General features: G+C 70.4%; 19 protein-coding genes and 1 pseudogene. 9 read left to right on the top strand and 11 right to left on the bottom strand.

The annotated features are described in order from the left end of the window. Positions 1 to 7 precede the first annotated feature (7 nt). The 4 genes from ACZ4WS_RS26345 to ACZ4WS_RS26360 form a co-directional block, all read right to left on the bottom strand. Positions 8 to 1957, bottom strand: coding sequence for an ABC transporter permease/substrate-binding protein (locus ACZ4WS_RS26345; RefSeq protein WP_467983968.1), 1950 nt, complete (start codon positions 1955 to 1957; stop codon positions 8 to 10). After that, on the bottom strand, positions 1947 to 3476 hold the full coding sequence (locus tag ACZ4WS_RS26350) for a sugar ABC transporter ATP-binding protein (protein WP_467983970.1): 1530 nt from the start codon (positions 3474 to 3476) through the stop codon (positions 1947 to 1949). Before ACZ4WS_RS26350 ends, ACZ4WS_RS26345 begins: the two co-directional genes overlap by 11 nt. Continuing rightward, positions 3473 to 4507 (bottom strand): LacI family DNA-binding transcriptional regulator, encoded by a 1035-nt coding sequence (locus ACZ4WS_RS26355; protein ID WP_467983972.1) that lies wholly within the window; start codon positions 4505 to 4507, stop codon positions 3473 to 3475. The genes ACZ4WS_RS26350 and ACZ4WS_RS26355 overlap by 4 nt, the downstream gene beginning before the upstream one ends. 157 nt (positions 4508 to 4664) lie before the next feature. Beyond that, the gene (locus ACZ4WS_RS26360; protein WP_467983974.1) at positions 4665 to 4799 is read right to left on the bottom strand and encodes a hypothetical protein; all 135 of its coding nucleotides are present in this window, start codon (positions 4797 to 4799) and stop codon (positions 4665 to 4667) included. Between the two features lie 197 nt (positions 4800 to 4996). On the opposite strand from ACZ4WS_RS26360, the gene recD2 reads away from it, so the two are divergent. Together recD2 and ACZ4WS_RS26370 are read left to right on the top strand one after the other, a co-directional pair. Then, positions 4997 to 7255 carry an SF1B family DNA helicase RecD2 gene (gene recD2, locus ACZ4WS_RS26365; RefSeq protein WP_467983976.1) on the top strand — a complete coding sequence of 753 codons (2259 nt, stop codon included), beginning with the start codon at positions 4997 to 4999 and terminating at the stop codon, positions 7253 to 7255. Positions 7256 to 7555: 300 nt separating this feature from the next. Beyond that, a complete protein-coding gene (locus ACZ4WS_RS26370; protein ID WP_467983979.1) occupies positions 7556 to 8845 on the top strand; it encodes a citrate synthase in 1290 nt (429 codons plus the stop codon). A 577-nt stretch (positions 8846 to 9422) separates the two neighbouring features. Here the strand turns inward: ACZ4WS_RS26370 and ACZ4WS_RS26375 are convergent. The 3 genes from ACZ4WS_RS26375 to ACZ4WS_RS26385 all read right to left on the bottom strand — a co-directional run bounded on the left by ACZ4WS_RS26375 (position 9423) and on the right by ACZ4WS_RS26385 (position 13008). Next, positions 9423 to 11672, bottom strand: coding sequence for a heavy metal translocating P-type ATPase (locus tag ACZ4WS_RS26375; protein ID WP_467983981.1), 2250 nt, complete (start codon positions 11670 to 11672; stop codon positions 9423 to 9425). Positions 11673 to 11765: 93 nt separating this feature from the next. Continuing rightward, complete coding sequence (locus ACZ4WS_RS26380; RefSeq protein ID WP_467983983.1) at positions 11766 to 12005, bottom strand: heavy-metal-associated domain-containing protein; 240 nt, start codon at positions 12003 to 12005, stop codon at positions 11766 to 11768. 52 nt (positions 12006 to 12057) lie between these two features. Then, on the bottom strand, positions 12058 to 13008 hold the full coding sequence (locus tag ACZ4WS_RS26385) for a PrsW family intramembrane metalloprotease (RefSeq protein WP_467983985.1): 951 nt from the start codon (positions 13006 to 13008) through the stop codon (positions 12058 to 12060). Between the two features lie 55 nt (positions 13009 to 13063). On the opposite strand from ACZ4WS_RS26385, the pseudogene ACZ4WS_RS26390 reads away from it, so the two are divergent. Continuing rightward, positions 13064 to 13282 (top strand): annotated as a pseudogene (locus tag ACZ4WS_RS26390) (cation:proton antiporter domain-containing protein); the annotation flags it as partial. Between the two features lie 141 nt (positions 13283 to 13423). Next, positions 13424 to 14458: a zinc-dependent alcohol dehydrogenase family protein gene (locus ACZ4WS_RS26395; protein ID WP_467983987.1), complete on the top strand. Its 1035-nt coding sequence runs from the start codon at positions 13424 to 13426 to the stop codon at positions 14456 to 14458. On the opposite strand, the gene ACZ4WS_RS26400 is transcribed toward ACZ4WS_RS26395, so the two are convergent. From ACZ4WS_RS26400 to ACZ4WS_RS26415, 4 genes are all read right to left on the bottom strand, one after another. Beyond that, a complete protein-coding gene (locus ACZ4WS_RS26400; RefSeq protein ID WP_467983989.1) occupies positions 14439 to 15029 on the bottom strand; it encodes a GNAT family N-acetyltransferase in 591 nt (196 codons plus the stop codon). The genes ACZ4WS_RS26395 and ACZ4WS_RS26400 overlap by 20 nt on opposite strands. Before the next feature lie 84 nt (positions 15030 to 15113). Next, positions 15114 to 15314 (bottom strand): helix-turn-helix transcriptional regulator, encoded by a 201-nt coding sequence (locus ACZ4WS_RS26405; protein ID WP_467983992.1) that lies wholly within the window; start codon positions 15312 to 15314, stop codon positions 15114 to 15116. Between the two features lie 369 nt (positions 15315 to 15683). Next, positions 15684 to 16682, bottom strand: coding sequence for a helix-turn-helix domain-containing protein (locus ACZ4WS_RS26410; protein WP_467983994.1), 999 nt, complete (start codon positions 16680 to 16682; stop codon positions 15684 to 15686). A 108-nt stretch (positions 16683 to 16790) separates the two neighbouring features. Then, positions 16791 to 17708 (bottom strand): sugar phosphate isomerase/epimerase family protein, encoded by a 918-nt coding sequence (locus ACZ4WS_RS26415; RefSeq protein WP_467983996.1) that lies wholly within the window; start codon positions 17706 to 17708, stop codon positions 16791 to 16793. Positions 17709 to 17830: 122 nt separating this feature from the next. On the opposite strand from ACZ4WS_RS26415, the gene iolC reads away from it, so the two are divergent. From iolC to ACZ4WS_RS26440, 5 genes are all read left to right on the top strand, one after another. Then, a complete protein-coding gene (gene iolC / locus ACZ4WS_RS26420; RefSeq protein WP_467983999.1) occupies positions 17831 to 18781 on the top strand; it encodes a 5-dehydro-2-deoxygluconokinase in 951 nt (316 codons plus the stop codon). A gap of 167 nt (positions 18782 to 18948) precedes the next feature. Further along, positions 18949 to 19800: a Cgl0159 family (beta/alpha)8-fold protein gene (locus tag ACZ4WS_RS26425; RefSeq protein WP_467984036.1), complete on the top strand. Its 852-nt coding sequence runs from the start codon at positions 18949 to 18951 to the stop codon at positions 19798 to 19800. A gap of 7 nt (positions 19801 to 19807) precedes the next feature. Beyond that, a complete protein-coding gene (gene iolB / locus ACZ4WS_RS26430) occupies positions 19808 to 20620 on the top strand; it encodes a 5-deoxy-glucuronate isomerase (RefSeq protein ID WP_467984001.1) in 813 nt (270 codons plus the stop codon). Then, a complete protein-coding gene (gene iolD / locus ACZ4WS_RS26435) occupies positions 20617 to 22533 on the top strand; it encodes a 3D-(3,5/4)-trihydroxycyclohexane-1,2-dione acylhydrolase (decyclizing) (protein WP_467984003.1) in 1917 nt (638 codons plus the stop codon). Before iolB ends, iolD begins: the two co-directional genes overlap by 4 nt. 14 nt (positions 22534 to 22547) lie before the next feature. After that, positions 22548 to 22804, top strand: a 257-nt coding sequence (locus ACZ4WS_RS26440) for an aldehyde dehydrogenase family protein (RefSeq protein ID WP_467984005.1), incomplete at its 3' end; no start/stop codon positions are given.

Consider the following 22804-nt stretch of genomic DNA (forward strand, 5'->3'; position numbering starts at 1 on the left):
ACCGGTGTCATCCGCTGAACTCGTCCACGTTCTTCGACGTGACCACCTTCACCGGCACCTTCACCGTCTTCTCGACCTTCTTGCCCTCGGCGGCCTTCAGCGCGTTGTCCACCGAGATCCGGCCGAGCTCGCTCGGCTGCTGTGCGACGGAGGCGTACAGCGTGCCCGCCTTGACGGCCTTGAGACCGTCCGGGGTGCCGTCGAAGCCGATGACGGCGACCGACGTGCCCGCCTTGGAGCCGAGCGCCTTGATCGCGCCGAGCGCCATCTCGTCGTTCTCGGCGAAGACGCCCTGGATGTCGGGGTGCGCCTGGAGCAGGTTCGTCATCACGTCGAGCCCCTTGGTGCGGTCGAAGTCCGCGGGCTGCTGGGCGACGACCTGGATGCCGGGGTAGGCCTTCAGACCCTCGGCGAAGCCCTGGCCGCGCTCGCGGCTCGCGGACGTACCGGCCAGGCCCTGCAGGATCACGATCTTGCCCTTGCCGCCCAGCTTCTCGGCCATCGCCTTGGCGCCCAGCTTGCCGCCCGCAATGTTGTCGGAGGCGACGAGCGCGGCCGTGTCGGCCTTGTTCACGCCCCGGTCGACGCCGACGACGGGGATGTCGGCCTTGTTCGCGGAGCGGACCGCCGGGCCTGCCGCGTCCGAGTCCACCGGGTTGACGATGATCGAACCGAAGCCCGAACTGGTGAAGTTCTGCAGCTGGTTGGCCTGCTGCGAGGCGTCGTTCTGGGCGTCGGTGACGGTCAGGTCCACGCCGAGCTTCTTCGCCTCCGTCTGCGCACCCGCCTTGATCTGTACGAAGAAGGGGTTGTTCAGGGTGGAGAGGGACAGGCCCACCTTCTGCGTCGTCGACGAGGACGAGCCGGTGTGCAGGAAGGACATCGCGCCGACGACGGCCGCCGCGACCACGGCAGCGAGTGCGTACGTCATCGCCTGCTTGCCCTTGCCGCCCCCCGAAGCCCCGGCGGCCACCGGGGTCGCCCCGGCCTTGCGCCGCACCGTGTCCAGCAGTACCGCCAGCGCGATCACCACACCGATGACGACCTGCTGCCAGAAGGCGGACACGGAAAGGAGGTTGAGGCCGTTCCTCAGCACGGCGAGGATCAGCGCGCCGATCAGCGTGCCGGACGCCTTGCCCGTGCCCCCCGCGAGCGAGGCGCCGCCGATGACGACCGCGGCGATCGCGTCGAGCTCGTACCCCTGCGCGGCCTGCGGCTGCGCGGAGGAGAGCCGGGAGGCGAGCACGATGCCCGCGGCTGCCGCGAAGAGACCGGACAGCGCGTAGATCGCGAGCTTCTGCTTCTTGACGCGCAGACCGGAGAGGCGGGCCGCCTCCTCGTTGCCGCCGATCGCGTACATGGAGCGGCCGATGTACGTACGGCCCAGGATCACGGCGGTGATCAGGCCCATCACGATCATCACCAGGACGGGGACCGGCAGCCAGCCGCCGAGCGTGTCACCGAGGTGCGAGACCGAGTCGGGGAACGCGATCGGGCTGCCCTGCGAGATCACCAGGGACAGGCCGCGGCCCACCGAGAGCATGGCGAGCGTCGCGATGAACGGCGGCAGCTTCCCGTACGAGATCAGTACGCCGTTGACCAGGCCGCAGGCTATGCCGGTGGCGACCGCGAGGATCACCGCGATCCAGACCGGGACGCCCTCCGAAGTCGCCATCCAGGCGAGGACGGTGGCGGAGAGCGCGGCGACCGAGCCGACCGACAGGTCGATGCCCGCCGAGACGATCACGAAGGTCACGCCGAAGGCGAGGATGGCGGTGACGGCCGCCTGGACGCCGATGTTGAGCAGGTTGTCCGTCGTCAGGAAGTCGCCGGACAGGGCCGACATCGCGATGACGAGGGCGATGAGCGCGGTGAGCGCGCCGTTGTCGAGCAGGAGGCGGCGGACCGCCGAGGCGCCACTCGCGCCCGATGTGCTCTTGAGCGTGTCAGTGGCCACGGGAGCCCTCCACAGCGGTAGTTGCATGGGTTGGTGTGCTGACGGCGAGTGCCATCACTGCGTCTTGCGTCGCCTCGGCTGCGGACAGCTCGCCCGCGATCCGCCCCTGGGCCATCACCAGCACCCGGTCGCTCATGCCGAGCACCTCGGGCAGATCGCTGGAGATCATCACGACGGCGGCACCGGCGGCCGTCAGCCGATTGACGAGCTGGTAGATCTCGACCTTGGCACCGACATCGATGCCACGGGTCGGCTCGTCGAGGATCAGCACCTTGGTGTCGGCGAGCAGCCACTTGCCGATGACGACCTTCTGCTGGTTGCCGCCGGACAGGGTGCGCACGTGCTGGCCGAGCCCGGCCATCCGGACGCCGAGCTGCTCGGCGATCCGCGCGGCGGCCTCCCGCTGGCCCTTGAGGTCGACGAGCCCGCCGCGGGTGGCGGCGCGCAGGGTGACCAGGCCGAGGTTCTCCTCGACGGAGGCGTCGAGGACGAGACCCTGGCCCTTGCGGTCCTCGGGGACGAGCCCGATGCCGGCCTCCATCGCCGCGTTCACGTCGTGGCGGCGCAGCTCGGCACCGGCGACCTTCACGGCGCCCTTGTCGTACGGATCGGCGCCGAAGACGGCTCGGACGACCTCCGTACGTCCGGCGCCCACGAGTCCCGCGATGCCGACGACCTCACCGGCCCGCACCTCGAAGCTGACGTCATGGAAGACGCCGTCACGGGTCAGCCCCTCGACGGTCAGCAGCGAGGCCCCGGCATCAGCCCGTTCACGGGGATACTGCTGCTCGATGGAACGCCCCACCATGAGCCGTACGAGTTCGTCCTCGGGCGTGGACGCGGGCACCTGGCCGACGCTCTTGCCGTCGCGGATGACCGTAACTCGGTCCCCCAGGGCGGCGATTTCCTCCAGATGGTGCGTGATGAAGACGATGCCGACACCGTCTTCGCGCAGCTGACGCACGATGGCGAAGAGTTTTTCGACCTCTTCGGAGGTGAGCACCGCGGTCGGCTCGTCCATGATCAGGACGCGCGCGTTCAGGCTCAGCGCCTTCGCGATCTCGACCATCTGCAGGCGTGCGATACCGAGTTCACGCACCCGCGCGCGCGGTGACACGTTCACACCGACCCGCTCCAGCAGTTCGGCGGCCTCGGCCTCCATCCTCTTCCGGTCGATCATCCCGAAGCGGCGCGGCTGGCGGCCCAGGAAGATGTTCTCGGCGACCGTCAGATCGGGGACGAGATTGAACTCCTGGTAGATGGTCGCGATCCCGAGGCGCTCGGAGTCCTGCGCCCCCTGGATACGGACCTCCTCGCCGTCGACGAGGACCCGCCCGGCGTCGGGGTGGTAGGCGCCGGAGAGCATCTTGATCAGCGTGCTCTTGCCCGCGCCGTTCTCGCCGAGCAGTACGTGTACCTCGCCGCGGCGCAGATCGAAGTCCACACTGTCGAGCGCGACCACGCCGGGGAAGGTCTTGCGTATGCCCTCGATGCGCAGCAACTCGTCCTGGTTGCTCACGACTTACTCCTGTTCGTTGCGGGGGAGTGCGGGGTGGGGGCCGGCTCGCCGCACGAGCGGCGTGCGACGAGACGGGCGGGGAGGGTGACGGACTGCGGGGGCCGCCCCTCGATGCGGTCGACCAGGGCGCGTACGGCGGCCCGGCCCAGCTCGCCCGTCGGCTGGGCGATCGCGGTGATCGGCGGATCGGTGTGCACGAACCACGGGATGTCGTCGAACGCGGCGAGCGCGATGTCGTCGGGAACCCGCAGCCCGCGCGCGCGGATCGCGTCCAGCGCGCCGAGCGCCATCAGGTTGTCGGCGGCGAAGACGACCTCGGGCGGCTCCGCCAGGTCGAGGAACCGCTCGGTGGCCCGGCGCCCGCTCTCGGCCTGGAAGTCGCCCTGCCCTATGTAGGCGTCGGGGAGGGGAAGTCCGTACTCGGCCAGGGCCTCCCTGAAGGCCTCGACGCGCTCACTGCCGGTGGTGGTCGCCGCCGGGCCCGCGATGATGGCGAGCCGCCGGTGACCGAGACCGTGCAGGTGGGCGACGAGATCCCGTACGGCCGCACGCCCGTCCGCCCGGACGACCGGCACGTCCACGCCCGGGATCCACCGGTCCACGAAGACCATCGGCGTCCCCGCGCGCGCGGCGTCCAGCATCCCGGGGGAGCCGCCGTCGGTGGGGGAGACCAGCAGCCCGTCGATCCGGCGGTCCAGCAGGGTCCGTACGTGGTGGTCCTGGAGGTCGGGCCGCTCGTCGGCGTTTCCGATGATCACGCTGTAGCCGAGGGCGCGGGCCTCCTCCTCGACGGAGCGGGCCAGTTCGGTGAAGTACGGGTTGAGTACGTCGCTGATGACGAGGCCCAGGGTGCGGGTCTGGTCGGTGCGCAGAGAGCGGGCGACGGCGTTCGGGCGGTAGCCCAGGCTCTGCACGGCGGCCAGCACACGGGTGCGTGCTTCCTCGCTGACCGACGGATGGTCGTTCAGGACGCGCGAGACAGTGGCGACGGATACGCCTGCCTCGGCGGCAACGTCCTTGATGCTCGCCATCGCCGCTCCACCTCCTCGTGGAATCGATTACACGGAGGATTGGAATCGATTACACGGGTGTTAATCAAGCCCTCAATCACCTGCCGAGACCGGATCGTGATGAATCGCGCTCAGATGAGCGCGGTTCGGTGGAGGGGTGACGGGTGCCCTTCCGGGATCAACTCCTCGCCGTCGCGCGGAAGATGACCACCGCCGAGACCAGCCCCGCGCCCACCGGCACCGCCCCGGCCCCCGGCAGCCCGCCCAGCGTGCCCAGCACGGCGACCCCGAGTGCCGAGCCCGCCTGTCGCACCCCGTTCAGCGCCCCCTGGCCGGTGGCGGCCGGCTCGGCCGGTGCGGCGCGGTCATCTCGGCGGCGGCCCCCGGAATGGAGAGCGTGCCCGTCGCCGCGGCGACCCGTCGGCCGGACTCCCCGCGGCGGCGGCCCCGAGCGGCGCCGAAGCGTCCTGACCCGGCACGGCTGTCAGTCCCGGCCGGTACCTTCGGATCATGTCCAATCAGGCGGGGAACCGCCAGGTGAACCTGGCGGTGGTGGAAGGGGTCCTGGAGCGGATCACCTACGCCAACGAGGAGAACGGGTACACGGTCGCCCGGGTAGACACCGGCCGCGGCGCCGCCGACCTGCTCACCGTCGTGGGCTCGCTCCTCGGCGCCCAGGTCGGCGAGTCGCTCCGCATGGAGGGCCGCTGGGGCTCCCACCCCCAGTACGGCAAGCAGTTCACGGTGGAGAACTACACGACGGTGCTCCCCGCCACCGTCCAGGGCATCCGCCGCTATCTCGGCTCCGGCCTGGTCAAGGGCATCGGCCCGGTCTTCGCCGACCGCATCACCCAGCACTTCGGCATCGACACCCTCCAGATCATCGAGGAGGAGCCGAAGCGGCTCATCGAGGTCCCCGGCCTCGGCCCCAAGCGCACCAAGAAGATCGCCGACGCCTGGGAGGAGCAGAAGGCGATCAAGGAGGTCATGCTCTTCCTCCAGACCGTCGAGGTGTCCACGTCCATCGCGGTCCGCATCTACAAGAAGTACGGCGACGCGTCGATCTCGGTGGTCAAGAACCAGCCCTATCGCCTGGCCGCCGACGTCTGGGGCATCGGCTTCCTCACCGCCGACAAGATCGCCCAGTCCGTCGGCATCCCGCACGACAGCCCGGAGCGCGTCAAGGCCGGTCTCCAGTACGCCCTGTCGCAGTCCGCCGACCAGGGCCACTGCTATCTGCCGGAGGAGCGGCTGATCGCGGACGCGGTCAAGCTGCTCCAGGTGGACACCGGCCTGGTCATCGAGTGCCTCGCCGAACTGACGGTCCCGCAGGAGGAGGACGGCGACCCCGGTGTCGTACGGGAGAAGGTCCCCGGCCCGGACGGCGGGGACCCCGTGACGGCCATCTACCTGGTCCCCTTCCACCGCGCCGAACTCTCCCTGTCCGCCCAGCTGTTGCGCCTCCTGCGCACCGACCAGGACCGGATGCCCGGCTTCCGCGACGTGACCTGGGACAAGGCGCTGACCTGGCTGAAGGGGCGTACGGGCGCGGAGTTGGCGCCCGAGCAGGAGGAGGCCGTCCGGCTCGCGCTCACCAAGAAGGTCGCCGTTCTCACCGGAGGTCCCGGCTGCGGCAAGTCGTTCACCGTCCGCTCGATCGTGGAGCTGGCCCGCGCGAAGAGGGCGAAGGTCGTCCTCGCCGCCCCCACGGGCCGCGCCGCCAAGCGGCTCGCCGAGCTGACCGGCGCCGAGGCCTCCACCGTGCACCGGCTGCTGGAGCTCAAGCCGGGTGGCGACGCGGCGTACGACAAGGACCGGCCGCTGGACGCCGACCTGGTGGTCGTGGACGAGGCCTCCATGCTCGACCTCCTGCTCGCCAACAAGCTGGTCAAGGCGGTGCCTCCGGGCGCCCATCTGCTGTTCGTGGGAGACGTCGACCAGCTGCCCAGCGTCGGCGCGGGCGAGGTCCTGCGCGACCTGCTCGCCGACCACAGCCCCGTCCCGTCGGTCCGCCTGACCCAGGTCTTCCGTCAGGCCCAGCAGTCCGGGGTGGTGACGAACGCGCACCGGATCAACTCCGGGCAGCACCCGGTCACTGACGGCATGAAGGACTTCTTCCTCTTCGTCGAGGACGACACCGAGGAGGCCGGGCGGCTCACGGTGGACGTGGCGGCGCGGCGCATTCCGGCCAAGTTCGGGCTCGACCCGCGCCGGGACGTGCAGGTGCTGGCGCCCATGCACCGGGGGCCCGCCGGCGCGGGCAACCTCAACGGCCTGCTCCAGCAGGCGATCACCCCCGGCCGCCCCGACCTGTCCGAGAAGCGGTTCGGCGGCCGGGTCTTCCGGGTCGGCGACAAGGTCACCCAGATTCGCAACAATTACGAGAAGGGCGAGAACGGTGTCTTCAACGGCACCGTGGGCGTTGTCACCTCGCTCGATCCGGTCGAACAGCGCCTGACGGTGCTGACGGACGAGGACGAGGAGGTCCCTTACGACTTCGACGAACTCGACGAGCTGGCCCACGCGTACGCGGTGACCATCCACCGCTCCCAGGGCAGCGAGTACCCGGCGGTGGTGATCCCGGTGACCACGGGCGCGTGGATGATGCTCCAGCGCAATCTGCTCTACACGGCGGTCACCCGCGCAAAGAAGCTGGTCGTCCTCGTCGGTTCCCGCAAAGCGATAGGCCAGGCGGTCCGCACGGTGTCCGCGGGGCGCCGCTGCACGGCCCTGGACTTCCGGCTCTCACCCCGCCCTCTGGAGGGCTGACCCCCGCTCGCCCGGAGGGCTGACGTCCGGTCCCCTGGAGGGCTGACGCGGCGTTGATTCGGCGGCTCGGAGGCCTGTGCGGGCAGGCTTCACAAAAAATGATCGATCAAATGAGTCGCAAAGGTCACACAGCACTTCCGGAACCCGGGCGAAGGGGGGCAGGATGAGCAGGTTGGCGGCACTGAGTGCCGCCAATAGGCCCAATGGTCGACCCCGAGTGCACTCTCCAGGGCCAAATGGGGGATGGTAGAGACAGTCAGGGCACCTCGAAGAAGAGGCACAACGTCGGTGAGGGATGACGTGAGCGACAACTCTGTAGTACTGCGGTACGGCGATGGCGAGTACACCTACCCGGTGATCGACAGCACCGTCGGCGACAAGGGCTTCGACATCGGGAAGCTCCGCGCCCAGACCGGGCTGGTGACGCTGGACAGCGGGTACGGCAACACCGCCGCGTATAAATCCGCGATCACCTACCTCGACGGTGAGCAGGGCATTCTCCGGTACCGCGGCTACCCGATCGAGCAGCTTGCCGAGCGCTCCACCTTCCTTGAGGTGGCCTCTCTGCTGATCAACGGCGAGCTGCCGAACGTGGACGAGCTCTCCACCTTCAAGAACGAGATCACCCAGCACACGCTGCTGCACGAGGACGTCAAGCGTTTCTTCCAGGGCTTCCCGCGCGACGCCCACCCGATGGCGATGCTGTCGTCGGTGGTCAGCGCCCTGTCGACGTTCTACCAGGACAGCCACAACCCGTTCGACGAGAAGCAGCGTCACCTCTCGACGATCCGGCTGCTCGCCAAGCTTCCGACGATCGCGGCGTACGCCTACAAGAAGTCGATCGGCCACCCCTTCGTCTACCCGCGCAACGACCTCGGGTACGTCGAGAACTTCCTGCGCATGACCTTCTCGGTCCCCGCCCAGGAGTACGAGCTCGACCCGGTCGTCGTCTCCGCGCTCGACAAGCTGCTGATCCTGCACGCGGACCACGAGCAGAACTGTTCGACCTCCACCGTGCGTCTGGTGGGCTCCTCGCAGGCGAACATGTTCGCCTCGATCTCCGCCGGTATCTCCGCCCTGTGGGGCCCGCTGCACGGTGGCGCCAACCAGTCCGTGCTGGAGATGCTGGAGGGCATCCAGGCCTCCGGCGGCGACGTCGACTCCTTCATCCGCAAGGTGAAGAACAAGGAGGACGGCGTCCGCCTGATGGGCTTCGGCCACCGGGTGTACAAGAACTTCGACCCCCGCGCGAAGATCATCAAGGCGGCCGCGCACGACGTCCTCTCGGCCCTCGGCAAGTCCGACGAGCTGCTGGACATCGCGCTCAAGCTGGAGGAGCACGCGCTCTCCGACGACTACTTCGTCTCGCGCAGCCTCTACCCGAACGTGGACTTCTACACCGGCCTGATCTACCGCGCCATGGGCTTCCCGACCGAGATGTTCACGGTCCTGTTCGCCCTCGGCCGCCTCCCGGGCTGGATCGCCCAGTGGCACGAGATGATCAAGGAGCCCGGCTCCCGCATCGGCCGCCCGCGCCAGATCTACACGGGCGAGGTCCTGCGCGACTTCGTGCCGGTCGAGGCCCGCTAAGGCCCAGTTCACTCCGGGCTGCTGCGCCCGGAGGCGAACCGAGCTTCAAAAATACGGAAAGCGCCCTGCTACCAGTCCCCCCACGGGCTGGCAGTCAGGGCGCTTTCCTTGCGCCGGTGCGGATTCCCCCCACGGGATCCGGCCGGGCGTCTGTGGGACAGCGCCTGAATCGCTGCGTATTACTGCCTACTACTGCGTACTGCGAACGTGCTGCGAGCTAAACGAGCAAAACCTCAGCTACTGCTGTGCGGTCTGCCGGGACCCGTACCGACGGGAGGGCCGCTCAAAGCTCCCCGGTGTACGTGCCCCGGCAACGCAGTTCCGGGAACGTCCCCCAAGACATCCCCAGATGTCAGAAACGCCCCCCAAGACGCCTCTGACACCGCCAACTTAGACTCACGAACCCCTTCGATGGTTACGTTCACATCACTGTGATCTGCGTCTCTTGCATATGTCCTGAAGATGCGCAAGAGGCCCGATACGGCAATCGGGACCCAAGCGTAAGGAAGATGCGCGAGCCTTGTGAAGAGCTTATGTGAGGCTGTCGTTGGACTCTAGGGGGACTCTTACTCCGCCGTCATGAGAATGTCCTGAGCCGAAGGCTGTTCGTCACCACGAACACCGACGAGAAAGCCATCGCCGCCCCCGCGATCATGGGGTTCAGCAGACCGGCCGCGGCGAGCGGCAGCGCCGCCACGTTGTATCCGAAGGCCCAGACCAGGTTTCCCTTGATGGTGGTGAGGGTCCTGCGCGACAGCCGGATCGCGTCCGCGGCCACCCGCAGATCCCCGCGCACGAGCGTCAGATCGCTCGCCTCGATCGCCGCGTCCGTGCCCGTGCCCATCGCAAGGCCCAGGTCGGCGGTGGCGAGGGCCGCCGCGTCATTGACCCCGTCGCCGACCATCGCGACGGTCCGCCCCTCACCCTGCAGCCGCTTGACCACGTCGACCTTGTCCTCGGGCAGCACCTCGGCGATCACATCCCCGGCGTCGATGCCGACGGCACGCGCCACGGACTCCGCGACCGCCCGGTTGTCACCGGTCAGCAGCACCGGCGTGAGCCCGAGGGCGCGCAGCTCGCGCACGGCCTCCGCACTAGTCTCCTTGATCGCGTCGGCGACGGTCAGGACACCGAGTGCCGCGCCGTCCCGGGCGACCACGACGGCGGTACGGCCTTCCGCCTCGGCCGCCGTCTTGGCGTCGGCCAGCTCGTCCGGAAGGGCGTCCGGGAACCGGCCCACCGTGACGTCGTGCCCCTCCACGCGCCCGCGCACCCCGCGCCCGGGAACGTTCTCGAAGTGCTCCGGTGACGGAAACTCCCCAGCGCGCTCCTGAGCGCCCGCCGCGATCGCCCGGGCAATCGGATGCTCGGAGGCGTGTTCCAGGGCTCCTGCCAGCCGCAGAACGTCCTTCTCGGCGACGCCACCGACGACGTACACCTGTTGAAGCTTCATCTGTCCCGTCGTCACCGTCCCGGTCTTGTCCAGAACGACCGTGTCGACGCGGCGCGTGGACTCCAGGACCTCGGGGCTCTTGATGAGGATGCCGAGCTGGGCGCCGCGCCCCGTGCCGACCATCAGGGCGGTCGGGGTGGCCAGGCCCAGCGCGCACGGGCAGGCGATGATCAGCACCGCGACGGCCGCGGTGAAGGCGGCGACCGTGTCACCCGTGACCGCGAGCCAGACCCCGAACGTGCCGAGCGCGATCAGCAGCACCACCGGCACGAAGATCCCGGAGATCCGGTCGGCGAGCCGCTGCACCTCCGCCTTGCCGTTCTGCGCGTCCTCCACGAGCCGCGCCATCCGCGCGAGCTGGGTGTCCGCGCCGACCCGGGTGGCCTCGACGACCAGCCGCCCCGCGGCGTTCACGGTCGCGCCGGTCACCGCGTCGGCGACGGTCACGTCCACCGGCACCGACTCGCCCGTCAGCATGGAGGCGTCGACGGCGGAGGAACCCTCCACCACCGTCCCGTCGGTGGCGATCTTCTCGCCGGGCCGTACGACGAAGCGGTCGCCGACCTCGAGCCGGGCGACCGGGATACGGACCTCACGGCCTCCGCGCAGCACGGCGACGTCCTTCGCGCCCAGCTCCATCAGTGCCCGCAGCGCCGCCCCGGCGCGCCGCTTGGAGCGGGCCTCCAGATAGCGGCCGAGCAGGATGAACGCGACGACACCGGCGGCGACTTCGAGATAGAGCGCCGAGGACCCGTCCGTACGCGAGACGGTGAGGTCGAAGCCGTGCCGCATGCCCGGCATCCCCGCGTCCCCGAAGAACAGCGCCCACAGGGACCAGCCGAACGCGGCGAGCGTCCCGACCGAGACGAGGGTGTCCATGCTGGCCGCGCCGTGCCGCGCGTTGGTGAACGCGGCCTTGTGGAAGGGCAGTCCGCCCCAGACGACGACGGGCGCGGCGAGCGTCAGCGAGAGCCACTGCCAGTTGTCGAACTGGAGGGCCGGGACCATCGACAGCAGGACGACGGGGAGGGCGAGAAGGGCGGAGGCGAGGAGCCGTACGCGCAGGGAGGCGAGTTCGGGGTCTTCCTCGGCGGCGGCGGGTTCCGGCGTGTGGACCGGCGGCGGGGGTTCCTCGGCCGTGTACCCCGTCTTCACCACGGTGGCGATCAGATCGGCGACCTGTACCCCCTCCGGGTACGAGACCTTCGCCTTCTCCGTCGCGAAGTTGACCGTGGCGGTGACGCCGTCCATGCGGTTGAGCTTCTTCTCGACGCGGGCCGCGCAGGAGGCGCAGGTCATCCCGCCGATGCTGAGCTCGACCTCCGACGTCGAAGGGGTCTCGGCTATGCGTGTCGCTGGTGCTGCGGTGGTCATCGTCCGGCTCCGTTGCTGAGCCGGGCCGTGCGGAGCCAGTATCAGCTGGTCGGCACGGCCCGGTATGGAGAAGCTGTTGGGTGTGCTGGGTGCTCAGGCCTTGCCGGCGAGCTCGAAGCCCGCCTCGTCGACGGCGGCGCGCACGGCTTCCTCGTCCAGCGGCGCGGCCGAGACCACGGTGACCTCGCCGGTGGAGGCCACGGCCTTCACGGAGCTGACGCCGGCGATCTGGGAGATCTCACCGGAGACCGATCCTTCACAGTGTCCGCAGCTCATCCCGCTCACCTGGTAGACGGTCGTGACGGAACCCGGGGTGTCGGTCTGGGCGGCCATGTCGGTTCTCCTCGTCGAGGCGTGTGGGGCTTACGGGATCCAAGATATACCCCTAGGGGGTACTTCTCCAAGTAGGGTCCCGGCGTGCCAGCGAGTGCACCCAGGCGATTCCGGCGAGCGAGACCAGGACCAGGCCGCCGACCGAGAACAGCGTGAAGAGATGTTTCTGCTCGTCGGCGGGGGTGGGGATGTAGCCCTGCGCGAAGAGGGTCTGGTCGAGCCCCGTGGTGGTCAGCCGTGCGACCAGCCAGATCGCGATGCCGTGCGTCGAGTCCCACAGGGCGTGCAGCAGCGCGACGCCGAAGTAGGCGCTGAGCACCGGAGCGGTGAGCTGGAAGCGCCCGTTCGGCCGGCGGTACGCCAGCAGCACCGCACCCGCGATCGCGGTCCACAGGGCGTGCCCGAACGGCGCGAACACCCCGCGCAGGATCTCGGTCTCGAGCAGCGCGCGCAGGTCCACGCCCTTGAGCGAGACAGCGGCGTTGAACGCGTATCCCGCGCTCTCCAGCGCCGCGAAGCCGAACCCGACGGTCGCGCCGAGCACCAGGCCCGCCCGCAGCCCGCGCACCCGGGGGTAGCGGCGCAGCATGAACGTCAGCGCGGCGAGCTTCACCGCCTCCTCGATCAGCCCGACGCCGACGTACATCGACAGCGACGGGTGGAGCAGGTAGTACTCCATCAGGGACGCGCCGAGGACGCCGAGGGTGCCGCCGGTCAGAAAGCACCCCAGGATCAGGTGCACGCCCAGGTCGCGGCCGTGCCGCTCGTACGCCCAGAGCACGAAGGCGACGGGCATCAGGAAGCTGCCGAGCAGGATCAGGGTCGGCAGCAACGTGGTGTTCTTCGTCGCGTACGTGACCACCGCGGTCAGCGCCCAGAGTGCGAGCCCGCCGCCCAGGCAGCGCCTCCAGAGTCCGGCGCGGATCTGGGGATACGACGGCGGGGGCTGCTGGGGTCCGGGAATGCGGGCCCGGGGTGCACCGGGCGGCTGATTCTGGGTCACGGCTCATCCCTCGGGCTCGGTCAGGTTTGTCCGAACCTTATGGCGAATATCCGCTATGTCGCAGTCCGGAACACTCATCCTGATCCCGCCCATCGCGCCGCTCGCCCCGCTGCCGGCGCACGGAATCGGCCGCCGGCCGCCGGTCCCGCCGGTCATCTTCGAGACCCTGCTCAGCATCCTGATCGGTCCCGGCGCGCTGGGCTGGGCCGGTGACGGCCAGGTCATCGACACGCTCTCGAACCTGGGCCTCGCGATGCTGATCTTCCTCGCCGGTGCGGTCGGCGAATCTCAGGGGTGGGCGGGGCCCGCGGCGTCGAGGATCGGCTTGAGGTAGCGGTGCATGACCCGGGAAAAGGTCGTGGGCGGCCGCTAGCGTTCGCTCCCGAAGGTGATCTCCGGGTGGAGGGCGAGACGGATGCGGGCAGTGGTGTTCGAGCGGTACGAGGAGCCGGCCGAGGTACGTGAGGTGGCGGATCCGGAGCCCGCGGAGCACGGGGTCGTGGTGCGGGTGGAGGCCACCGGGCTGTGCCGGAGCGACTGGCACGGGTGGATGGGGCACGACTCGGACATCACGCTCCCGCACGTTCCGGGGCACGAACTCGCCGGGGTCGTCGAGGCGGTGGGCGCCCGGGTGACCGGCTGGCGCCCCGGCGACCGGGTCACCGTCCCGTTCGTCTGCGCCTGCGGAAGCTGCCCCTCGTGCGCGGCGGGCGACCAGCAGGTGTGCGAGCGGCAGACCCAGCCGGGGTTCACGCACTGGGGGTCCTTCGCCCAGTACGTGGCCCTCGACCACGCCGACGTGAATCTGGTCGCGGTGCCGGACGAGCTGTCCTTCGCCACGGCCGCCTCGCTCGGCTGCCGTTTCGCCACGGCTTTCCGGGCGGTGGTGGCGCAGGGCCGGGTCGCGGCGGGGGAGTGGGTCGCGGTGCACGGCTGCGGAGGTGTGGGCCTGTCGGCGGTGATGATCGCGGCGGCCTCCGGCGCCCGGGTCGTCGCCGTCGACCTCTCGCCCCAGGCCCTGGACCTCGCACGGAAGTTCGGGGCGGCGGAGTGTGTGAACGCCGCGCAGGTCGAGGACCCGGCGGCGGCGGTCCGCGATCTGACCGGCGGCGGCGCCCACCTCTCCCTCGACGCCCTCGGCTCCCCGGTCACCTGCGCGGCCTCGGTGAACGGCCTGCGCCGCCGCGGCCGTCACGTCCAGGTCGGCCTGCTGCCTCAGGCCCCCGAGGTCCCGATGTCCCGCGTGATCGGCCTCGAACTCGAACTCCTGGGCAGCCACGGCATGGCGGCGCACGCCTACCCACGGATGCTGGAGCTCGTCCGGGCCGGCGTACTCCGCCCCGACCTCCTGGTGACCTCCACCATCACCCTGGACGCGGCCCCGGCCGCGCTGGCGGCGATGGGCACGGCACCGGGGTCGGGCGTGACGGTCATCGAACCGTGGAGCTGAGCCCGTCGCCCTCGGGGTGACCGTGATGGGCGGCCCACTCGTGGGCGTGGACCGCCATGAGCGTCTCATCGATCCAGACGCCATCCCGCAGCAGAGCCCGGCGCCGGACCCCCTCCTTGACGAAGCCGGCCTTCTCGTAGACGCGGCGGGCCCGGTGGTTGTCGCTGTACAGCTCCAACGTGATCCGGTGCAGGCCGAGTCGCTCGAAGCCGTGACCGACGATGAGCCGGGTCGCCTCGGTGCCGAGCCCCCGCCCTCGGCCACGGGGACCGATGAGCGTACGGAAAGCGCAGCTGCCGGCGGCGGGATCCCACTCGTAGAGGACGACCTCCCCGACGAGTTCGCCGGTGGCGCGGTCGGTCACGGCCAGGTCGAGCCGGTCGGGCCGGCCGGCCCTGGAGCCGTACCAGGAACGCAGCCGCTCCAGGGTGAGTTCACCGGACGGTGGGAAGGTGAAGCGGATGACCTCGGGGTCGTCCAGGATCGGTGCGATGACGTCCGCGTCGTCCTCGGTGAAGGGGCGCAGCACGGTCTTCTCACCGGTGAGGACCGGTTTGACGGAGAAGCTCATCTCCGGATCTTCGACAGCCCGCCGGTGCCTGGGCAAACGAATAAAGACGGTGCCCCGCACACGGGCGGGGCACAGGGGAGTGCGTCAGTCGTCTCTGCGGCCGCGGTTGCGCGGGCGAGACGCGACCCAGGCCCGGACGGTATCCGCGTACCAGTAGGGCTTTCCGCCCTCCACATGGTCGGGAGAGGGCAGCAGTCCGTGCTTGCGGTACGAACGCACGGTGTCCGGCTGCACCTTGATGTGCGCCGCGATCTCCTTGTACGACCAGAGCCTACGGTCGGTCATGAGGGGCACCTCCCTGCGCGTACCGCGGCGGCGGCCGGGGATGGCCGTCGGGGGAGCCGGGGCGCTGCGCTGGCGATCACAAAGCCTGTGCCCCGTGAACGACACGGCGTGAGCACAGGACAGCCCCTGTTGACCGGGTGTGACGCAAGACCCGCGTACACGGGACATGTGTGACAGGGAGGTGGTTTTTGTGACACGAGTGATGCATTAGCCGGATGTCGGCCACCAACGCCGGGCGCCCTGTAAACGGGGCTGTGCTGAAGCCGGGTAACGGCGTGCCACCAGCCAAAGGTGGGCCGGACCCGCTGCGCCGGGCCCGGCCCACCGGCCCCCGCCCCCCCGTTCATGGCCGGAAGGCACAGCGTGCCGTCAGCGCACCCTGCCGGTCTTGGAAAAAATCGCACTCCGGTCACTCCGGTCGGCAGAGAGCACCAGGCTGGTCGCCTCCCCCGCCATGCGATCGGCGCCGGGCGGCCCCGGCAGCCCCACCGACGGAGCGCCCCGCGCCGCCGTGAACTCCCGCGGCGTACACCCCGTCATCGCCCGGAACTCCCCGCTGAGATGCGCCTGGTCGTAGAACCCGCAGGCCGCCGCGGTCTCGGCCTGCGACCACCCCGCCGCCAGCAGCCGTCGCGCCCGCTGCAACCGCAGCACCCGCGCCGCGGCCTTGGGCCCGAGCCCGATCTGTTCCCGGAACCGGTTCTCCAACTGCCTTACGCTCCAGCCGACTTCACCGGCGAGCTTGGGGACCGGAACCGCACCCCAGGTCTGCCGCAGCCGGGCCCAGGCCCGCACCACCCGAGCCGAACTCGGCGTCCCCGCCGCAGCCCAGCGGGCGAACACATCGTCGAGCAGCCCGAACCGCTCCGCCCAGCCGGGCAACGCGGCCAGCGCGGCGGAGAGTTCACCGATGCTGCTCCAGCGGTCACGACTCGAGCGGGCGCCCAGGCGATGCGGCAGTTCGTCGGGATCCACCGTCCGGTCGGCGAGTTCGTACTGCGGTGTGCCGAAGAGCGTGAACGCGGCCCACGGCGCGAGCAGCACCTCGATGCCCGTCAGCCGTCCGTCGTGCTCGCCGACGGCCGCGGTGGTGGTCGGTCCGGAGAACACCGACACGAGGGTGGTGGTGGGCCGGCCCGCGCGTGAGATGCGTATGGGCTGTTCGAAGCCCAGCAGCAGCGTCGCGGCGCCGATCGGTGTCTCCAGCCTGCGCCGCGGCCCGTCGAGGGCGAGCCGGATCCCGCGGTAGCTGAGCACCCCGGGCCGCAGCCGCGGATGGGGCAGCGCGACCACGGTCTCCCAGGCGCCGCCGGGCCCGTACCCCGCTTGCGAGACGACCGCCTCCCGCGCCCGCTGCCCTGTCGCCATCCGCCTCTCCCGCCGCCGCCCGCACCTGGGAAACACCCATGGTGCAACGCCGTACCGGAGCGCCGGAAGGCCCGCCGAGCCCCGAGCGCTCAGCGGGCCACCTATCGGCTAGGCCCCGCAGGAACGCAAGAAGTTCCGGGTCCGCTGGGCGATCGGCAGCGGCTTGTCCGGCGGGCACGGATACATGTCCTGTTCGACGATCGCGAAGAGGTCGACGTCGAGCTTCTGCGCGGCGGCGAGGACGGGCTCGAGGGCCGGTACGCCGGACGGCGGCTCGCACATCACACCCCGGGCGACGGCGGGCCCGAACGGCACCTCGTTCGCCCGTACCTCGGCCAGGATCAGCGGGTCCACCTGCTTGAGGTGGAGATACCCGATGCGCTCGCCGTAGGTCTCGATGAGCTTGACGTTGTCGCCGCCGCAGTAGGCGTAGTGGCCCGTGTCGAGACACAGCGACACGAGCGACGCATCGGTCGCGTCGAGGAAACGCGTCACGTTCTCCTCGCTGTCGATGTGCGTGTCGGCGTGCGGGTGGACGACGATCCGCAGCCCGTAGCGCTCGCGCACCTCGTGGGCGAGGCGCTCGGTCTGGGCGGTCAGATCGCGCCACTGCGCCGGCGACAGCGTGCTGTCCTCCAGTACCTCGCCCGTCTTGTCGTCCCGCCAGAAGGCCGGGATGACGACGAGGTGCTCGGCGCCCATCGCCTGGGTGAGCGCCGCGATGTCCGAGACGTGCGCCCAGGTGGACTCCCACACGTCGGGACCACGGTGCAGCCCGGTGAAGACGGTGCCGGCCGAGACGGTGAGCCCGCGCCGCGCGGTCTCCTCCTTGAGGACGGCCGGATCGGTGGGCAGATAGCCGTACGGGCCCAGTTCGATCCACTCGTATCCGGACTGCGCGACCTCGTCGAGGAAGCGCTGCCAGGGGACCTGCTGGGGGTCGTCGGGGAACCAGACGCCCCACGAGTCCGGAGCCGAACCGATCCGGATGCGGGACAGTGAGGACTGAGGTGACAACGACGTCATGGGCGTCAGCTTCCGGCCACGTGGGAGAGGTGTCAAGGCCTCGTCCGAATGTCTGGACAAAACGTTGACAGGGCTCCCCGCGCGGGACTAGACCTGGGGGCAGCCGAAGCGAAGGGAAGTCGATGGCGTACGACCTGATCACCATGGGGCGGATCGGCGTGGACCTCTACCCGTTGCAGACGGGGGTCCCGCTGGCGCGCGTGTCGTCCTTCGGGAAGTTCCTCGGCGGCTCGGCGACGAACGTCGCGGTGGCCGCCGCCCGGCTCGGTCGGCGTACCGCGGTGATCACGCGGACGGGCGACGACCCGTTCGGCACCTACCTCCACGAGGCGCTGCGCGACTTCGGCGTCGACGACCGCTGGGTCACGCCGGTCGCGGGCCTGCCGACCCCCGTCACCTTCTGCGAGGTCTTCCCGCCGGACGACTTCCCGCTGTACTTCTACCGGCAGCCCAAGGCCCCCGATCTGGAGATCGACGCGCACGACCTCGACCTGGTCGAAATCAGCGCGGCCCGCGTCTTCTGGGTGACGGGCACGGGCCTGAGCGAGGAGCCCAGCCGTACGGCGACCCTCGCGGCGCTGGCCCATCGCGCCAAGTCCGCCACGACGGTCGTCGACCTCGACTGGCGGCCCATGTTCTGGCGGGACCCGGAGTCGGCCCGCCCGTTCTACGCCGAGGCCCTGCGCCACGCCACCGTCGCCGTGGGCAACATCGACGAGGTCGAGATCGCCACCGGTGAGCGCGAACCGCACACCGCGGCGCGCGCCCTGCTGGACGCGGGCGTCGAACTCGCCGTCGTGAAGCAGGGCCCCAAGGGCGTCCTCGCCGTCCACCGCGACGGCACCTGCGCCGAGGTCCCGCCCCTGCCGGTGACGGTCCTCAACGGCCTCGGCGCCGGCGACGCCTTCGGCGGCTCCCTCTGTCACGGCCTGCTCGCCGGCTGGGACCTGGAACGGATCATGCGGCACGCGAACGCCGCCGGAGCCATCGTGGCGTCCCGCCTGGAGTGTTCCTCCGCGATGCCGACACCCGACGAGGTCGAGCACGCGCTCACGGCAGGAGCGGTGCGGTGAGGGCGGGACGCGTCGGACGCGAGGGCGGCGACGCCACCACGACCGACGACGACCGCTCCACAAGCGGCAGCGACCGCGCTACGACTACCGGCGCGCCCTCCGCGACCCGCGCCGCCCCTTCCACGCCCGAAAGACGCCCCGAGGTCGACGTCGCCGACCTCGTCCGCATCCGCACGCATCACCCCGAGGCGATCGCCGAAGCCGCCGCCCGCCGCCCCCGGCGTCCCCTCGTCAACGACTCGGGCCGGCTGATGATCGTCGCCGCGGACCACCCGGCGCGTGGCGCCCTGGCCGTCGGCGACCGCAAGTTCGCCATGGCGAGCCGCGCCGACCTCCTGGAGCGGCTCTGCCTCGCGCTGTCCCGTCCCGGAGTCGACGGCGTGCTCGCCACCGCCGACATCCTCGACGACCTGCTGCTGCTCGGCGCGCTCGACGGCAAGGTCGTCCTCGGTTCGATGAACCGGGGCGGACTCGCGGGCGCCGCCTTCGAGCTGGACGACCGGTTCACCGGGCACCGCCCGCAGGACATCGAGCGGCTCGGCTTCGACGCGGGCAAGCTGCTGCTGCGCATCGACTACGACGACCCCGGCTCGCTGCGCACCCTGGAGTCCACCGCCCGCGTCATCGACGAGATGGCGGAGCGCCGACTCCCGGTCTTCGTCGAGCCGTTCCTGTCCCGTCGCCGAGAGGACGGGAAACTGGTCAACGATCTGGGCGCCGACGCCGTCACCAAGTCCATCGCCATCGCCAGCGGCCTGGGCGGCAGTTCGGCGTACACCTGGCTGAAGGTCCCCGTCACCGAGAACCCCGACGACATGGCCCGCGTCATGGAGACCTCCACGCTGCCCGCCGTCCTGCTCGGCGGCGACGTGGGCGAGGACCAGGAGGGCGCGTACGAGAAGTGGCGCGGCGCGCTCCAACTCCCCACCGTGCAGGGCCTGGTGGTCGGCCGTTCGCTGCTGTATCCGGCGGACGGCGACGTGGCAGCGGCGGTCGACACCGCCGTAGGACTTCTGTGAGGGCCGCATGAGCAACGAGCTGTACGTCCCCAAGGGCACCACCGCCGACGCGAACTACGCGCTCGACATCGACCCCAAACGCGCCGGCTGGACCCACAGCAGCCTGCGCGTCGTGGAGCTGGAACCCGGCGGCACGCACCTCTTCACCACCGGTGACAGCGAGTGGATCGTGCTTCCCCTGAGTGGCGGTTGTACGGTGCACATAGAGGACGAAGAGTTCCAAATCCTGGGCAGGGAGAGCGTCTTCGCGGGGGTCACCGACTTCGCGTACGTGCCCCGTGACGCCCGGGCACAGATCGCCTCCGGCGTGGGAGGCCGCTTCGCCCTGGCAGGAGCGAAGTGCGAGCGCCGACTCCCCGCCCGCTACGGCCCCGCGCCGGAGGTTCCCGTCGAAGACCGCGGCAGCGGCAGCTGCGCCCGCCAGGTGCGCAACTTCGCCTCCGCCGACGCCTTCGACTGCGACAAGCTCATCGCCGTCGAGGTCATCACCCCCGGCGGCAACTGGTCCTCGTACCCGCCGCACAAGCACGACGAGCACCGGCCCGGCATCGAATCGGAGCTCGAAGAGATCTACTACTTCGAGATCGACGGCCCGAACGGGTTCGGCTATCAGCGCGTATTCCCTTCGCGCGAGGGCGGATCCGATGTCCTCGCCGAGGTCCGCACCGGCGATGCCGTCCTCGTCCCCGACGGATGGCACGGTCCGTCCATCGCCCAGCCCGGCCACACGATGTACTACCTGAATGTGATGGCCGGACCGGGCAGGGACAGGGAATGGCGGATCTGCTTCCACCCGGAGCACACGGAGGGGTACCGATGACAGAGCCGACGACAAGGGCGTCAAAGGCCTCGGGGGCGACGACCAGGCTTACGGTCGCCCAGGCACTGGTGCGGTTCCTGGCCGCCCAGTACACGGAACGGGACGGCGAGCGGCAGCGGCTGATCGGCGCCACCTGGGGCATCTTCGGCCACGGGAACGTCGCCGGGATCGGCCAGGCGCTCGTGGAGTACGGCGACGACATGCCGTACCACCAGGGCCGTAACGAACAGTCCATGGTGCACGCGGCGGTCGGCTACGCCCGGCAGAGCAACCGGCTCTCCACGCACGCCGTCACCACCTCCATCGGACCCGGCGCCACGAACCTCGTCACCGGCGCCGCCCTCGCGACGATCAACCACCTCCCGGTGCTGCTGCTGCCCGGCGACACCTTCGCGACCCGCCCCGCCGACCCGGTGCTCCAGCAGCTCGAAGTCCCCTACGCGGGCGACGTGTCGGTCAACGACTGTCTGCGCCCGGTGTCGAAGTACTTCGACCGGATCACCCGCCCCGAGGCACTGATCCCGGCCGCGCTCCAGGCGGTGCGCGTGCTCACCGACCCGGTCGAGACCGGCGCGGTCACGCTCGCGCTGCCGCAGGACGTGCAGGCGGAGGCGTACGACTGGCCGGAGGAGTTCTTCGCGGAGCGGACCTGGACCGTGCGCCGTCCGGCGGCCGACGCCTCCGAACTGACCGCCGCCGTGACGGCGATCCGCGACGCCCGGCGCCCGCTGATCGTCGCGGGCGGTGGGGTCCACCACAGCCGCGCCGAGGAGGCGCTCGCCGAACTCGCCGCCGCCACCCGCATCCCCGTCGCCTCCACCCAGGCCGGCAAGGGGTCCCTGCGCTGGGACCATCCGCAGGACGTCGGCGGCATCGGCCACACCGGGACGGCGACCGCCGACGAGCTCGCCCGCACCGCCGACCTGGTGATCGGCGTCGGCACCCGCTACACCGACTTCACCACCGCCTCCGGCACCCTCTTCACCGCCTCGGGCGTCCGCTTCCTGAACCTCAACATCGCGCCGTACGACGGTCACAAGCTCTCCGGGATCCCGCTGATCGCCGACGCGCGGGCGGGCCTGGAGGTCCTCACCGAGGCCCTCGCCCTGCACGAGCACCGGGCCGAGCCCGCGTACGTCACCGAGTACGGCGACGACAAGGAGCGCTGGGAGTACCGCGTCGACGCGGCGTACGAGGCCGAGGACATCGACATCCGGCCCACCCAGCCGCAGGTCCTCGGCGTCCTCGACGAGCTGGTGAACGAGGACGACATCCTCATCAACGCGGCCGGTTCACTCCCCGGCGACCTACACAAACTGTGGCGGGCGCGGTCGCGGGACCAGTACCACGTGGAGTACGGCTACTCGTGCATGGGCTACGAGATCCCGGCCGCGATCGGGGTGCGGATGGCGGCCCCCGACCGTCCCGTCTGGGCGCTGGTCGGCGACGGCACGTATCTGATGATGCCGACCGAGATCGTCACCGCCGTGCAGGAGGGCATCGCGATCAAGGTCCTCATCCTGCAGAACCACGGATACGCCTCCATCGGCGGCCTCTCCGAGTCCGTGGGCGGCGAGCGGTACGGCACCGCGTACCGCTACCGCTCCGAGGACCGTACGTACACAGGGGCGCCGCTGCCCGTCGACCTCGCCGCCAACGCGGCCAGCCTGGGCATGCGGGTCCTACGCGCGAAGACCGTACGTGACCTGCGGGCGGCCCTCGCCGAGGCGCGGGCCGCGGACACTCCCACATGTGTCTACGTGGAGACCGAAACGGCAGACACAGTGTCGGGCGCGCCTCCGGCTCAAGCCTGGTGGGATGTACCTGTGGCCGAGACCGCGACCCGATCGTCGGCGGTCAAGGCGCGTGAGGAGTACGACCGGCACGTCGCCGCCCGACGCCGCCATCTGTGAAGGAGTTTTTGGCCATGACGAAGACCGTCAACCACTGGATCGGTGGCAAGACTGTCGAGGGTGCGTCGGGTACGTACGGGCCGGTCACCGACCCGGCGACCGGCGCCGTGACCACGCAGGTCGCCTTCGCGACCGTCGACGAGGTGGACGCGGCGGTCGCCGCCGCGAAGGACGCGTACGCGACCTGGGGCCAGTCCTCGCTGGCCAAGCGGACCACGATCCTCTTCAAGTTCCGCGCGCTGCTGGACGCCAACCGTGACTCGATCGCCGA

This window comes from Streptomyces sp. NPDC029292 (assembly GCF_055569295.1).